This is a genomic window from Micromonospora marincola, from assembly GCF_056150385.1.
Window position 1 is genome coordinate 555,572 of record NZ_JAXCFT010000002.1, and the last position, 13,227, is coordinate 568,798.

General features: G+C 72.2%; 15 protein-coding genes. 5 read left to right on the forward strand and 10 right to left on the reverse strand.

The window, feature by feature from the left end:
- Positions 1-104: 104 nt before the first annotated feature.
- Complete coding sequence (locus SM450_RS07130; protein ID WP_474618853.1) at positions 105-299, reverse strand: DUF397 domain-containing protein; 195 nt, start codon at positions 297-299, stop codon at positions 105-107.
- Positions 287-1,033 (reverse strand): helix-turn-helix domain-containing protein, encoded by a 747-nt coding sequence (locus tag SM450_RS07135; protein WP_474618854.1) that lies wholly within the window; start codon positions 1,031-1,033, stop codon positions 287-289. The genes SM450_RS07130 and SM450_RS07135 overlap by 13 nt, the downstream gene beginning before the upstream one ends.
- A gap of 171 nt (positions 1,034-1,204) precedes the next feature.
- Between SM450_RS07135 and SM450_RS07140 the strand changes: the two genes are divergently transcribed.
- Positions 1,205-3,040, forward strand: a complete 1,836-nt coding sequence (locus SM450_RS07140) for an NHL domain-containing thioredoxin family protein (RefSeq protein WP_474618855.1) — start codon at positions 1,205-1,207, stop codon at positions 3,038-3,040.
- Positions 3,041-3,101: 61 nt separating this feature from the next.
- On the opposite strand, the gene SM450_RS07145 is transcribed toward SM450_RS07140, so the two are convergent.
- From SM450_RS07145 to SM450_RS07155, 3 genes are read right to left on the reverse strand one after another with little or no spacing between them, the layout of a single operon-like run.
- Positions 3,102-3,851 (reverse strand): LamB/YcsF family protein, encoded by a 750-nt coding sequence (locus SM450_RS07145; protein WP_474618856.1) that lies wholly within the window; start codon positions 3,849-3,851, stop codon positions 3,102-3,104.
- The gene (locus tag SM450_RS07150; protein WP_474618857.1) at positions 3,835-4,683 is read right to left on the reverse strand and encodes a 5-oxoprolinase subunit C family protein; all 849 of its coding nucleotides are present in this window, start codon (positions 4,681-4,683) and stop codon (positions 3,835-3,837) included. Before SM450_RS07150 ends, SM450_RS07145 begins: the two co-directional genes overlap by 17 nt.
- Positions 4,683-5,294 (reverse strand): 5-oxoprolinase subunit B family protein, encoded by a 612-nt coding sequence (locus tag SM450_RS07155; RefSeq protein WP_474618858.1) that lies wholly within the window; start codon positions 5,292-5,294, stop codon positions 4,683-4,685. Before SM450_RS07155 ends, SM450_RS07150 begins: the two co-directional genes overlap by 1 nt.
- 75 nt (positions 5,295-5,369) lie before the next feature.
- On the opposite strand from SM450_RS07155, the gene trhA reads away from it, so the two are divergent.
- Complete coding sequence (trhA, locus tag SM450_RS07160) at positions 5,370-6,047, forward strand: PAQR family membrane homeostasis protein TrhA (protein WP_474618859.1); 678 nt, start codon at positions 5,370-5,372, stop codon at positions 6,045-6,047.
- Positions 6,048-6,121: 74 nt separating this feature from the next.
- On the opposite strand, the gene SM450_RS07165 is transcribed toward trhA, so the two are convergent.
- Complete coding sequence (locus SM450_RS07165; RefSeq protein WP_474618860.1) at positions 6,122-6,412, reverse strand: DUF6458 family protein; 291 nt, start codon at positions 6,410-6,412, stop codon at positions 6,122-6,124.
- 117 nt (positions 6,413-6,529) lie between these two features.
- Here SM450_RS07165 and SM450_RS07170 point away from each other — a divergent pair, with 117 nt between their 5' ends.
- Positions 6,530-7,060 (forward strand): SixA phosphatase family protein, encoded by a 531-nt coding sequence (locus SM450_RS07170; RefSeq protein ID WP_474618861.1) that lies wholly within the window; start codon positions 6,530-6,532, stop codon positions 7,058-7,060.
- An 81-nt stretch (positions 7,061-7,141) separates the two neighbouring features.
- Here the strand turns inward: SM450_RS07170 and SM450_RS07175 are convergent, their stop codons facing one another.
- The 4 genes from SM450_RS07175 to SM450_RS07190 all read right to left on the reverse strand — a co-directional run bounded on the left by SM450_RS07175 (position 7,142) and on the right by SM450_RS07190 (position 11,385).
- Positions 7,142-7,411 (reverse strand): DUF6458 family protein, encoded by a 270-nt coding sequence (locus SM450_RS07175; RefSeq protein ID WP_281585703.1) that lies wholly within the window; start codon positions 7,409-7,411, stop codon positions 7,142-7,144.
- Positions 7,412-7,573: 162 nt separating this feature from the next.
- Positions 7,574-9,430, reverse strand: a complete 1,857-nt coding sequence (locus SM450_RS07180) for an acyl-CoA dehydrogenase (RefSeq protein ID WP_474618862.1) — start codon at positions 9,428-9,430, stop codon at positions 7,574-7,576.
- A gap of 117 nt (positions 9,431-9,547) precedes the next feature.
- Positions 9,548-10,675, reverse strand: coding sequence for a PP2C family protein-serine/threonine phosphatase (locus tag SM450_RS07185; RefSeq protein ID WP_474618863.1), 1,128 nt, complete (start codon positions 10,673-10,675; stop codon positions 9,548-9,550).
- Positions 10,676-10,743: 68 nt separating this feature from the next.
- Positions 10,744-11,385 carry a septal ring lytic transglycosylase RlpA family protein gene (locus SM450_RS07190; protein WP_474618864.1) on the reverse strand — a complete coding sequence of 214 codons (642 nt, stop codon included), beginning with the start codon at positions 11,383-11,385 and terminating at the stop codon, positions 10,744-10,746.
- Positions 11,386-11,546: 161 nt separating this feature from the next.
- Between SM450_RS07190 and SM450_RS07195 the strand changes: the two genes are divergently transcribed.
- Together SM450_RS07195 and SM450_RS07200 are read left to right on the forward strand one after the other, a co-directional pair.
- Entirely contained in the window at positions 11,547-12,104 is a 558-nt protein-coding gene (locus SM450_RS07195) for a phosphoribosyltransferase (RefSeq protein ID WP_474618865.1), read from the forward strand.
- A gap of 33 nt (positions 12,105-12,137) precedes the next feature.
- Positions 12,138-13,160: a questin oxidase family protein gene (locus SM450_RS07200; protein ID WP_474618866.1), complete on the forward strand. Its 1,023-nt coding sequence runs from the start codon at positions 12,138-12,140 to the stop codon at positions 13,158-13,160.
- The last annotated feature ends 67 nt before the right edge of the window (positions 13,161-13,227 follow it).

The window sequence follows — 13,227 nt, forward strand, 5'->3', positions numbered from 1 at the left end:
GTCCGGGGGCGGGCGCTTCGCGCTGCCCGCCGGCACCCACATCCGCGTGAAACAGTGGAGCGCCCCGGCCGCGTGGGTCCGGGGCGCTCTCGGTTCCGGTCAGGTCAGGCGCGCCCGGCGACCTGAGAGACGAACACCGACCAGACCGCCGGCTCGAAGGCCAGCGCCGGCCCGTTCGGGTCGTTGGAGTCACGCACGCCTACGACACCGGGAAGATTGTCGGCGACCTCGACGCAGTCGCCGCCGTTAGAGCTGCTGCGGGTGCTCTTGCGCCAGAGGGCGCCGGTCAGGTCAGCCATGATCGTGCCTCCAGGAAGTCGATGGTCTGTCGGCGTGGGAGTGCCAGCGACCGCAGCATATCCCAGACCGCCCAGAGGGAGGCGGTGTCATTTGTCAACCGTCCGGCCGCCTGGTCGTCGAGATACGCGACATCGCCGTCGTCGGTAGTGGCAATGCAGAAAGGTCCGGCCTGGCCGGGATGAATGCCGACGTCCATGGGGAGGACATGAAGGAGGACGTTGGGCCGCTGGGCCATCGCCACCAGGTGGTCCAGTTGTGGACGCATCAAAGCGGGATCGCCGCGACGAAGGGCGCATTCGTCGACCACAGCGACGAAGAGTGGCGGCTTCCGCCGGTCGAGGACCGCGGCCTGTCGGCGCATCCGCGTCTCGACGTAGCCCGCCACCTCATCCGGCGCTAGAGGTCCGCTTCCCAGCACGGCCGAGGCGTACTCGGGCGTTTGCAGCAGACCGGGGATCACCGCGCTCTGAAAGGAGCGCAGCGCGGTTGCTTGAAGCTCCGTCTCCACCCAAGGTCGGAGCCACGCCGGCTCGCGTCGCTTCAAAACGTCCGGCCAAATGTCTTCCACGTCCTTTCCCAACGCGGTGGCCGCAGCGGCGCGGTGTTGAGGATGTGGAATCCGACCCGGTGTTATCCACCGTGCAACCGTCTTCGGGTCCACCCCTACCTGCTCAGCAAGGCTTTCGACGGTCCGGCCGGTGTCCGCCATGGCTGCCCGTAGTATCTGGTTCACGGTCGCCTCCTGATGGACGTCTATAACTCTCCCAGAACCTATGCATACGATCAGTAGCTGTCCAACTCCGACACGCGACGGTATTTGCGAGGCCCTTTCCGATCGCCGTCCCCGCCGCCTCTCATCCCCCGTCGCGCTGGCGGTGCTCCGGTCGTGCGGCACGATGGGGGGATGAGCGCACGAGTACGGGCACCCGAGCTGCGCGGTCGCGGCTGGCTGAACACCGGCGGCAGGGCCGTCACGCTTGCCGATCTTCGCGGCAAGATCGTCTTGATGGATTTTTGGACCTTCTGCTGCCTCAACTGCCTCCACGTGCTCGACGAGCTGCGTCCGCTTGAGGAGAAGTACGGCGACGTGCTTGTGGTGGTCGGCGTGCACTCGCCGAAGTTCGAGCACGAGAAGGACCCGGACGCGCTGGCCGCGGCCGTCGAGCGGTACGGCGTGCACCACCCGGTGCTCGACGACCCCGAGATGGACATGTGGCAGCAGTACGCGGCGAAGGCCTGGCCGACCCTCTCGGTGATCGACCCCGAGGGGTACGTGGTCGCCACCATGGCCGGCGAGGGGCACGCCGAGGGGCTGGCCCGGCTCATCGACGACCTGATCGCCACGCACGAGGCGAAGGGCACGCTGCACCGGGGCGAGGGCCCGTACGTCCCGCCGGCCGAGCCGGAGACGGCGCTGCGCTTTCCCGGCAAGGCCGTCCCGCTCGACGGCGGCAACCTGCTGGTCTCCGACTCGGCCCGACACTCCCTGGTTGATCTGGCCCCGGACGGGGAGACGGTGGTCCGCCGGATCGGCGCGGGCAGCCGCGGCCGGACGGACGGCCCGGCGACCGGCGCCACCTTCGCCGAGCCGCAGGGGCTCTGCCTGCTGCCCCCGCACGTGGCCGAGGTGGCCGGTTACGACCTGGTCGTCGCGGACACGGTCAACCACCTGCTGCGCGGCGTACGGCTGTCGTCAGGTGAGGTGGTCACGGTGGCCGGCACCGGGCGGCAGTGGCGCTCGACCGTCGACGACCACGCGCACGACGCGCGTGCGGTCGACCTCTCCTCCCCGTGGGACGTGGCCTGGTACGACGACCGGGTGATCGTGGCGATGGCCGGCATCCACCAGCTCTGGTGGTTCGATCCGACCAGGCGGACCGCCGGCATGTACGCCGGCACCACGGTCGAGGCGCTGCGCGACGGCCCGCTGCCGGACGTCTGGATGGCGCAGCCCTCCGGGCTGTCGGTCTCGGCCGACGGTTCCCGGCTCTGGGTCGCTGACAGCGAGACGAGTGCGATCCGCTGGGTCGCCGACGGCGTGATGCACACCGCCGTCGGTCAGGGCCTGTTCGACTTCGGGCACGTCGACGGGCCGGCCGACCAGGCGTTGCTTCAGCACCCGCTGGGCGTGTGCGCGCTTCCGGACGGCTCGGTGCTGATCGCGGACACGTACAACGGCGCGGTGCGCCGCTTCGACCCGGCGACCGGGCAGGTCGGCACCGTGGCCGAGGGGTTGGCCGAGCCGAGCGACCTGGTGGTCACCGCCGAGGGCGAGGTGCTCGTGGTCGAGTCGGCCGCGCACCGGTTGACCCGGCTGGCGCCCGGCGCGCTTACCGCGGCCGGCGCGAACACGGTGGCGGGTCCGCGGCTGCGGCTGGAGCGCAAGCCCACCGACGTGGCGGCCGGGGAGCTGACGCTCGATGTGATCTTCACGCCGGCGCCGGGGCAGAAGCTCGACGACACGTACGGGCCGTCGACCCGGCTGGTGGTCTCGGCGTCCCCGGCGGAGCTGCTGGTCGAGGGCGCCGGCACGACCACCGACCTGTCCCGCCGACTGGTGGTCAACGGCGACGTGGCGCAGGGGGTGTTGCAGGTGACCGCCCAGGCGGCGACCTGCGACGCCGATGTCGAGCACGCCGCCTGCCACCTGACCCGGCAGGACTGGGGCGTGCCCGTCCGGGTCGTCGCCGACGGTGCCACCCGCCTCCCCCTGGTGCTGCGCGGCCTCGACGAGGCGTGAGCGTGAGGTGTTAATAGGGGCCCCCGCCTATGCAGAATGCGTTATGCGGGGGCCCCTCCTTTCACGCGAACGGAGTGAGCGTGACCCCAGCGTCGACGAGCGCCGCCCGCACCAGCTCCGCGCAGCGCACCGCGCCCGGCGTGTCCCCGTGCAGACAGACCGACTCCACCGGGCACGGGATCGAGCTGCCGTCGACGGCCACCACGGTCCGCTCGACGGCCATCCGGACCGCCCGCACGGCCACCTGGTCGGGGTCGGTCACAAGCGCGTTCGGGGCGCTGCGCGGCACCAGCGCGCCGTTGGGCAGGTAGTTGCGGTCGGCGAAGCCCTCGGCCACCACCCGCAGGCCGGCGCCGGCCGCGAGTTGGGCGAGCACGGTGCCGGGCTGGCAGAGCACCGGCAGCTCGTGGTCGTACCCGCTTACCGCCGCGACAAGCGCGGCGGCCTGCGCCTCGTCGCACGCGGCGGCGTGGTAGAGCGCCCCGTGCGGTTTCAGGTAGCGCACCCGGGTGCGGTAGAGCCGGCAGAAGGCGTCGAGCGCCCCGAGCTGGTAGATCGTCTCGTCGCGCAGCTCGGCGAAGTCGTACGCGATGTGCCGCCGGCCGAAGCCGGCGAGGTCCCGGTAGCCGACCTGCGCGCCGATCGCGACGCCGCGTTCGGCGGCGGCGGCGCAGACCCGGTGCATGGTGGGCGCGTCCCCGGCGTGGAAGCCGCAGGCCACGTTGGCGGAGCTGATCAGCCCGAGCAGCGCCTCGTCGTCGCCGAGCCGCCAGCTCCCGAATCCTTCGCCGAGGTCAGCGTTGAGGTCCATGGAACCTCACCGTAGTGCCTGGGCGGGCCTGGGCGAGCGGTGCCACGTCCCGCACCACCGCGATCACCGGGTAGCCGCCGGTGGTGGGATGGTCGGCCAGGAAGACAAGCGGTTGGCCGTCCGGCGGGACCTGCACCGCGCCGAGCACCAGGCCCTCGCTGGGGAGTTCGCCGGCGACCGCGCGGGGCAGGGCGGCGCCGGCCAGCCGCGCGCCGACCCGGTTGCTGTCCGGGGCAACGGTGTACGCGGCGCGGCGCAGCAGGTCGAGCGCGACCGGGGTGAACCAGTCCTGTCGGGGGCCGGGTTCGACACCCAGCCACAGTTCGGTGGGCACGGGCCGGCTGATGGTGAGGTCCACCGGCGCCGGCGGGCCGGTCGTGGTGCCGAGGGGCAGCCGGTCCCCGTCGCGCAGCGGCGGCGGGCCGAGCCCGGAGAGCGTGTCGGTGGATCGGCTGCCGAGCACCGGTTCGACCGCGATGCCGCCACTGACCGCCAGCCAGGTACGCACCCCGGCGCGGGCCGGGCCGACCCGCAGCACCGCCCCGGCGGGCAGCGACAGCGGTCGCCCCACGTCCCCCGGCCGCTGCCCGACGAGTACGTCGGCCGGGGCGCCGGTGAGCGCGACGGTGACCGCCCGGGTCAGGCGCAGCACGCATCCGGTCAGGGTGATCTCCAGGCCGGCGGCGTGTTCCGGGTTGCCGACGAGCCGGTTGGCCAGGCGCAGGGCGGCCGGGTCGAGCGCGCCGGAGCGGGGTACGCCGAGGTGGGCCCAGCCGGGTCGGCCCTGGTCCTGCACGGTGGTGAGCGCGCCGGCCCGCAGCACTTCGATCATCACGGCTCCACCAGTCGGACCCGGGTGCCGGGGGTGAGCCGGGCCGGTGGGTCGGCGCGCACGTCGAAGAGGGACATCTCGGTGCGCCCGACAAGCAGCCAGCCGCCGGGCGACGCGGCGGGGTAGATGCCCGCGTACGGGCCGGCGAGCGCGACCGAGCCGGCCGGCACCCGGGTACGCGGGGTGGCGAGCCGTGGCACGGCCAGCTCCGGCGGCAGCCCGGTGAGGTACGCGAAGCCGGGCGCGAAGCCGCAGAACGCGACCCCGAACTCGGTGCGCCGCAGTCGCTCGACAACGGCCGGCACGTCGACGCCCCAGTGGTCGGCGACGGCGGGCAGGTCCTCCCCGTCGTACACCGTGGGCACCCGGACCTCGGCGGTGTCGGCGCCTGCGGCGGCGCTGCGGGGGTGCCAGCCGGCGATCCGCGCGGCGGTGGCGGCGGGGTCGGGCACGCCGTCGAGCAGCACGGTGACCGCGGCCGGGACGATCTCCTCGGCGGTCAGCTCGCCTGCGGCCCGGCGGCGCCACAGCTCGCCGCGCCACGCCTCGACCTGGTCGGGGTCGTCGCAGTCGAGCAGCAGGGCGTGTGCTCCGACGGGCTGGATCCGCATCCGGTCATCCTCGCGTCAGCGAACGTGACGGTCCACACTACTTGCAAGTAACCTACGGTGTCGTAACCTGTTGAGGTGACCACCTCCGCACCGCTCCGGCTCCGGCCGGTCGACATCGGAAAGCCGCGGATGCGCGGCTGGCTCCACGCGTACGCGTTCTTCGCCGCGCTCGTCTGCGGCATCGTGCTGTGCTCCATCGCCGCCACCCGGCCCGGCTGGGCACCGCTGGTGAGCTGCCTGATCTACAGCCTCACCGTGTGCGGGCTGTTCGGCACCAGCGCGCTCTACCACAGGCGGGTCTGGTCCGAGCGCGGCTACCAGATCATGCGCCGGATGGACCATTCGATGATCTTCGTGTTCATCGCCGGCACCTACACACCGTTCTGCGTGCTGCTGCTGGACCCCCGGCACGCCACGGTCATGCTCAGCCTGGTGTGGGGCGGCGCGCTGGCCGGCGTCGCGGTCAAGATGATCTGGCCGCACGCGCCGCGCTGGGTCTCCGCCCCGCTCTACCTGGCGCTCGGCTGGGTGGCGGTGACGATGCTGCCGCAGATCCTGCACGGCGGCGGCGTCACCGCGCTGGTGCTGCTGAGCGTGGGCGGCGCGATCTACAGCGTCGGCGCGGTGTTCTACGCGCTGCGCCGGCCGAATCCCTGGCCCACCGTCTTCGGCCACCACGAGTTCTTCCACGCGTGCACGCTGCTCGCGGCGATCTGCCACCACATCGCGATCTACTTCGCGTTGTTCGCCTGACCCGACGCGGCCGGCCCCGGACGTGCGCGAGGGCCCCGCGCCGTTGCGGGGCCCTCGGGTCTTGGGGGGATGGGTCAGACCGGGTAACCCGTACCTGGGCGGCGCACCTCGCGGTATTCCTCGCGCACGACGCGGTCGCCCTGCACCGGCACCACCGGCTCCGCGACGACCTGCTCGCGCACCGGCGCGGCGACCACGCGGCGGCGGCTGTTCCAGAAGTAGAGCGTGGTGAGCAGTCCGACGAGCCCGGCGAGCATGAGCACCCAGCCCACCACGTTGAGGTTCAGCCAACCCAGGTTGGCGTCGACGGCGAACGCGAAGATCGCGCCGACCGCGATGAGGAAGATGCTTGCACCGATGCCCATGACGTCGCCTCCTTGGCGTCCTGCTGGCGTTTCCTGCCCGCCGCGGCCATGGATAGAGGTAGCGGCACACATCGACTTACCCAGGCGGTCCGGTCGCCAATCAGGCAAGCTGGGCGGATGACGGACGGCAGGAACGGACGGCGGACGCTCGTGCTGTTGCGGCACGCCAAGGCCGAACAGTCCCGCCAGGGCCCGGACGCGGAACGACCGCTCACCGCCCGGGGTCACGCCGACGCCGCGGCGGCGGGCGCCTGGCTGGCCCGGCACGAGCTGCTCCCCGACGTGGTGCTCTGCTCGCCGGCCCGACGCACCCGGCAGACCTGGCACGGCGTGGCCCTGGGCATGACCGGCTCCCCGCCGGAGGGCGGTCCGGCGGGGTCGACACCTGCGGTGCGATACGAGCCGACCGTGTACGAGGCGCACCCGGACGTGCTGCTGGAGCTGGTCCGGTCGGTCGGCCCGGAGGCCGGGACGGTGCTGCTGGTAGCCCACAATCCGGGCATCTCGCTGCTCTCGGCGCTGCTCGACCCCGAGCGGGCGGACCCGGACGGCCTGCGCACCACAGACATAGCGGTACACCACCCCACCACCCCTTGGCCCACCCTCACCCACGCCCCCCTCTCCACACGCCACACCCCCCGCGCCTGAGGTGCAAGGCGGGGGCCCCTATTAACGCCTCCGGTATAGGCGGGGCCCCCGCTTAACACGTTCGGCTGGAGTTGCGGCGCGTCAGGACGGCGGGGCCGTCGGCGGCGGCGGGTCGGGTGGCGGCGGCATCATCGCGGTCGGGTGCGAGAGCCGGTTCTCCTCCACGATGAGGGTGCGGGCGCGCTTGCGGCGGTCCTGCCAGAACCACAGCGTGGTCAGCAGGACACCCAGCCCGGCCAGGATGAAGACCCAGCCGACCGCGCGCAGGTCGATCCACCAGACGTTGGCCCGGACGGCGAAGGTCATGATCGCGCCGAGCGCGATGAGAAAGATGGCGCTGCCAATGCCCATGTGCGCTGCACTCCCCCGTGCGATTGCCCTTGGGCGTGCTCCGGTCGTGGTCCGCGACGGGTTACCCGCCCACCGGCCGCCCTCACCACCCGGGGTGGCACCAACGACGACGGCCGGCGGGCTGTCGCCCACCGGCCGTCGAGGTGAAAGGGAGATGGAGGCTTAGAACGCCTCCTCCGGGAGGTCCATGATCTCCAGGTCGGCGCCCTCGATGATCCGCCGGTCGGCGCCGATGCGGGGCAGCACCTCGCGGGCGAAGAACCGGGCAGCGGCCACCTTGCCGGTGTAGAACGCCTTGTCGGTGGCGGAAACCTCACCGGCCAGCGCCTTCAACGCCACGTCCGCCTGCTTCTGGAGCAGCCAGCCGACCACCAGGTCGCCGATCGCCAGCAGGAACCGGCGGCTGCCCAGGCCGACCTTGTAGAGCGCGCGGGCGTCACCGGCCTGGGCCTCGCCCAGCCAACCGGTCATCACACCGATGATGGCCTGGATCTCGGCGAGCGCCTTGCCGAGCGCCAGCCGCTCCTCCTTGAGCTGGCCGTTGCCGGCCTCGGAGGTGATGTGCTCCTGGATCTCGCCGGCGACCGCCATCAGGGCCTTGCCGTTGTCCCGGACGATCTTCCGGAAGATCAGGTCGAGGCTCTGGATGGCTGTGGTGCCCTCGTAGAGAGTGTCGATCTTGGCGTCCCGGACGTACTGCTCCAGCGGGTAGTCCTGGAGGAAGCCGGAGCCGCCGTACGTCTGGAGCGCCTCGTGGCCGAGCAGTTCGTACGCCCGCTCCGAGCCGACGCCCTTGACCAACGGCAGCAGCAGGTCGTTGACCCGCTTGGCCAGCTTGGTGGCCTTCTCGTCGCCGGCCGCCTCGGCGATCGCGACCTTGTCCTGCCAACCGGCGGTGTAGCAGACGAGCGCCCGCAGGCCCTCGGCGTACGACTTCTGCATCAGCAGCGAGCGGCGTACGTCCGGGTGGTGGGTGATGGTCACCCGCGGGGCGGTCTTGTCGGCCTGCTGGATCAGGTCGGCGCCCTGCACCCGGTTCTTGGCGTACTCGAGCGCGTTCAGGTAGCCGGTGGAGAGCGTGGCGATGGCCTTGGTGCCGACCATCATCCGGGCGTACTCAATGATCATGAACATCTGGCGGATGCCGTCGTGCTTCTCGCCCAGCAGCCAGCCCTTGGCCGGTACGCCGTGCTCGCCGAAGGTCACCTCGCAGGTGTTGGAGACCTTCAGGCCCATCTTGTGCTCGACGTTCGTGGCGTAGACGCCGTTGCGCTCGCCCAGCTCACCGGTCTCGCCGTCGAAGTGAAACTTCGGCACCACGAAGAGGGACAGGCCCTTGGTGCCGGGGCCGCCGACGCCCTCCACGCCAACCGGGCGGGCCAGCACGTAGTGGACGATGTTGTCGCTCAGGTCGTGCTCACCCGAGGTGATGAAGCGCTTGACGCCCTCGATGTGCCACGAGCCGTCCGGCTGCGGGACCGCCCGGGTGCGGCCGGCGCCCACGTCCGAGCCGGCGTCCGGCTCGGTCAGGACCATGGTCGAGCCCCACTGCTTCTCGATGAACAGCCGGGCCCAGGTCTTCTGCTCCTCGGTGCCCTCGACGTGCAGCACGTGCGCGAAGGACGGGCCGGAGGCGTACATCCAGACCGGGGCGTTGGCGCCGAGCACCAGCTCGGCGAGGGACCACCAGAGGGCGCGCGGGGCGTTCGTGCCGCCGAGGGCCTCCGGCAGGTCGAGCCGCCAGAACTCCGAGTCCATGAACGCCTGGTACGACTTCTTGAACGACTCCGGCAGTGGCGCGGTGTGCGTCGCCGGGTCGAAGACCGGCGGGTTGCGGTCGCTGTCCGTGTAGCTGGCGGCCAGGTCTTCGCGGGCCAGGCGGTCGACCTCGGAGAGGAAGCTTCGGGCGGTGTCGACGTCCAGGTCCGTGTACGGCTCCTGGCCGAACGCCCGGTCCGCCCCGAACACCTCGAACAGGTTGAACTCGAGGTCCCGAAGGTTGCTCTTGTAGTGGGTCATGCTCGCTGGCCCCCGCTTCCGGACAGGTGTTACCGATCAGTAACTCCAGACTGTATTACTCACCGGTAGGCAACGACAAGCCGCTCACGGAAGTGACAGCGATTACACACTTCCGGTTCACCCGTCGGCGGCGCCGACCTCCCAGCTCGGCACCGGCGCGCCCGCCGCGCTGCGCGGCCCGGCGTACTCCATCAGGACCAGGGCGATGTCGTCGTCGAGCCGGCCGTGCACCCACTCGACCAGGGCGGTCTCCAGCGAGGCGAGCCCGTCGCCTACCGTCCCGTGGCCGAGCAGCCGCCAGGCCCGGTCGGCGGTCGGGAAGAACTCCCCGTCCCGCCGGGCCTCGCCCAGCCCGTCGGTGAACAGCAACAGCCGGTCGCCCGGCTCCAGCCGCTCCACCCGGGGCCGGACCACAGGCATGAAGCCGAGCGGCGGCGCGGGCGCCGGTGGCTCCAGCGGGATCACCGCGCCCCGGCGCAGCAGCAGCGGCGCCGGGTGTCCACAGTTGACGATGGTGAGCGTGCCGCCGCGCTCCTCGATCAGCGCGGCGGTGACGAAGTCCTCGTCGCCGACGTTACGGGCCACCGCCCGGTCCAGGTCGGTCACCACGGCGCGCAGGTCGGCCCGCTCGTACGCCACGTGCCGGTACGAGCCGAGCACGATGCTCGCAAGCCGGACCGCGTCCAATCCCTTTCCCCGCACGTCACCGATGATCATGCGGACGCCGTACGGGGTGTCCATCACCTCGTAGAGATCGCCGCCGATCTCGGCCGTCGCCGTGGAGGAGATGTAGCGCGCGGCGACGGCAAGCGTGCCGACCTGCGGGCCGAGTGGACGCAGCACCGCCTGCTGGGCGACCGCGGCGAGCCGGGACAACTCCCCGATCCGCTCCGCCTGGCGTTGCCGGATCGCCGCCGTGGCAGCGGCGATGACGCTGGCCAGCACGATGGCCGCCACGCTCACCCCGGTCGCCAGCGAGCATCTCGGCTCGGCCGCGGCGAAGGCGGCGGCGGCCACCGTGGCCAGCGCCCCCACCGCGAGCACCACCCGCCAGGAGGCAAGCGCGGCGGCGAGCACGGGCACGGCGGCCATCAGCGCGAGATAGTGCACCGGCCGGCCGTCGGCGGCCTCCGCGGCCGAGACGACCGCGAGCAGCGCGAGGGCCGCGCCGAGGCCGGCGCGGGATCCGGGGCTCAGCGGGCCGTGGCCCGGCTGGAAGGGTCGCGTACGTACATCCGACAGCATGCCTGATGGATGGGGACCGGTGAATGAACCTCGGCCGTCCGTCGCGGAAGTTCTGCCGGAGAGGCCGATCAGCCGAGAACCTCGTAGCGAACGTTCACCTCGCCGAGACCTGTCGAGGCGATAGCCGCGAACGCCGCGCGGGACAGGTCGATGCACCGGCCGTCGATGTACGGACCGCGGTCGTTGATCCGGACCACCACGGACTTGCCGTTGGCCGGGTTGGTGACCCGGAGCTTCGTGTTGAACGGCAGCGTCTTGTGCGCGGCGGTGAGCGCGTCCGGGTTGAAGGTCTCGCCGTTCGCGGTCATCTGGCCCTCGTCGTAGAAGGACGCGCCGCAGGAGCCGGTGTCCACGACCTTCGGGGCGGCGGTCTTCTTCTTCGTCGCGGTGGGCTTCGGCGCCACGGTCCGGGCCTTGCCGCGGGACGCCGGCTGCGTACGGGTCTGCTTCGGACTCGGGCTGGCCTTCGGCGACGCGCTGAGGCTCGCCGAGGCGGACGCGCTCGGCGAGGCGAACGCGCTCGGGGAGGGCGCGGCGGAGGTGGGGGGCGGGATCTCGGCCACGACCGGCTGGGCGGGCGGCTCGGCGGCGGTGAGCTGCACCGCGCCGACGGTGCCGCCGACCGCGAGCGCCACGCCGACGGCCGCGGTGGCGGCGATGCCGGCGGGCGAGGAGAACAATCTGCGGGTACGAAGGTGCCTAGCAGCCACCGGGCCCGGTCCTTTCGTCGGTGGAACAAAAACCGGCCCGGACCGTAACGAGAGAAGTACTTCCGAAGTCAACGTGATCATGGTGCTATGCCCGTATTTACCCTGGTACGTGTAGCCGATCAAGCCATCGCTGTTGGGCCGAACGGTGGAAGGTGTGCAGGATGAGGGACGTGCTGACACGTCGCCTGGTCGAGTCGTTCCGGTGGACCGATCCCGGACCGCAGAGCAGCCACCTGGTCAGCGACCTCTCCGGCTGGTGGCGCGACCCCGACGTACTCGCCGAGGTCGGGCCGGCACTCGCCGGCCTCTTCCCCGACGCGCGCCCGACCGTGGTGATCGCCCCCGAGGTGACCGGGCTGCTGCTCGGCCCGCTGGTCGCGGTCGCCGCCAACGCCGGGTTCCTGCCCGCGTACAAGGCCGGCGGTGAGCGTCGCCGGGCCGGGCCGATGCGGTGGGCCGAGACCCCGCCCGACCACCGCGGGCAGCGGCTCCGCATCGGCGTCGACAGTCGGCGGCTCGGGCCGGGCGACCTGGTGCTCCTGGCCGACGACTGGGTCGACACCGGGGCACAGCTCGACGCGCTGCGCCAGGTGGTCCGGGACAGCGGCGCGCACCTGCTCGGCGCCGCCGCGCTCGTGGCGACCTGTCCACCCGCCGTCGCCGAACGCCTGCGGCTGCGCGCCCTGCTCACCGGCGACCAACTCCCCGGAGAGGCTTGACCTGAAGCACACTTCAAGCACGACGATCACACAATGGACGACGGGATCCTCGACGAGGCGTACCACCGACTGCACCGCACCGGCCCCGAGTTCGAAGGCTGGCTCTCCAACCACGGGCCGATGGCCGCGGAGGCGCTGGTCCGGCACGGGCAGGGCGCACGCGTGCACCGCTGGCTCGACGGCTACCTGCGCCGGCTGGACGAACTGCCCCGCGGCCTTCGGCCGATCGAGGACTGGCAGACCGCGCTCGGCGACCCGAAGCGGGCCGGCGACTGGCTCGACCACTTCGACCGTGAGCTGCGCGAGCGGCCATGGCGGGAGGTGCTCGGCGAATGGTGGCCCCGGCTGCTGCCCGGGATCGCGGCCGGTGCCACCCACGGCGTGATCCGGGTCGGACACGCGGTGCGGGTGCTGCACACCGACGGAGAAACCCCGGACCGCCGCACCGAACTGGGCCAGGCGCTCGGCTACTGGGCGGCCCGCTGGCAGCCGGTGCCCGGCGCCGCCCCACTCACCGGCCGCTCCGACGTCACCTCGGCGCTGGCCGGGGTGCCCCGGATCACCGAGCAGACCGGCGGCATCCGCGACCGGCTCAACCGGCTGACCGACACACCCGGATGGTCTGCATCGGTCACGTCGCTGCGCTCACCCGCCGACCCGGGCGAGGCCGCCCGCACGCTCGGCGAGCTGGTGCACCGGGCCGCGCTCGACTACCTGCGGTTCGGGCACGGCGAGCCGGTCATGCTGGTGCACGCGGTCACCGCGCCGACCGCGGTGCTGCGTACCCTGCCGGCCCTGGACCCGGCGCTGCGGGCGCCGAGCGTCGCCGCGGCCTGGTCCGCGACGGCGGCCGTGACCTCGGTGTACGCCGCGCCCGCGCCGGCCACCGCGACCCCGGCCGGCAGCCTCACCGACCCGGCCGAAGTGTTCGCCCGGGCGGCCCGGCACGGCGACGAACACGTGGTGAAGCTGGCCGACGCGGTGCTGGAGGCGTACGCGGAAACCGGCGACGAGCGGGTCCTTTCCGCGCCCGGCTACGCCGGCCACCTGATCTGATCTGGTGCAAGGAGGGGCCCCCGCTTAACGCATTCTGCATAGGCGGGGCCCCCGCTTAACACCCAGC

Bases quoted from the DNA above. Each gene is read 5' to 3' on its own strand.
- SM450_RS07130 (WP_474618853.1), bottom strand. From the start codon at position 299: ATGGCTGACCTGACCGGCGCCCTCTGGCGCAAGAGCACCCGCAGCAGC.
- SM450_RS07140 (WP_474618855.1), top strand. From the start codon at position 1,205: ATGAGCGCACGAGTACGGGCACCCGAGCTGCGCGGTCGCGGCTGGCTG.
- SM450_RS07145 (WP_474618856.1), bottom strand. From the start codon at position 3,851: ATGGACCTCAACGCTGACCTCGGCGAAGGATTCGGGAGCTGGCGGCTC.
- SM450_RS07150 (WP_474618857.1), bottom strand. From the start codon at position 4,683: ATGATCGAAGTGCTGCGGGCCGGCGCGCTCACCACCGTGCAGGACCAG.
- SM450_RS07155 (WP_474618858.1), bottom strand. From the start codon at position 5,294: ATGCGGATCCAGCCCGTCGGAGCACACGCCCTGCTGCTCGACTGCGAC.
- SM450_RS07165 (WP_474618860.1), bottom strand. From the start codon at position 6,412: ATGGGCATCGGTGCAAGCATCTTCCTCATCGCGGTCGGCGCGATCTTC.
- SM450_RS07170 (WP_474618861.1), top strand. From the start codon at position 6,530: ATGACGGACGGCAGGAACGGACGGCGGACGCTCGTGCTGTTGCGGCAC.
- SM450_RS07175 (WP_281585703.1), bottom strand. From the start codon at position 7,411: ATGGGCATTGGCAGCGCCATCTTTCTCATCGCGCTCGGCGCGATCATG.
- SM450_RS07180 (WP_474618862.1), bottom strand. From the start codon at position 9,430: ATGACCCACTACAAGAGCAACCTTCGGGACCTCGAGTTCAACCTGTTC.
- SM450_RS07185 (WP_474618863.1), bottom strand. From the start codon at position 10,675: ATGCTGTCGGATGTACGTACGCGACCCTTCCAGCCGGGCCACGGCCCG.
- SM450_RS07195 (WP_474618865.1), top strand. From the start codon at position 11,547: ATGAGGGACGTGCTGACACGTCGCCTGGTCGAGTCGTTCCGGTGGACC.
- SM450_RS07200 (WP_474618866.1), top strand. From the start codon at position 12,138: ATGGACGACGGGATCCTCGACGAGGCGTACCACCGACTGCACCGCACC.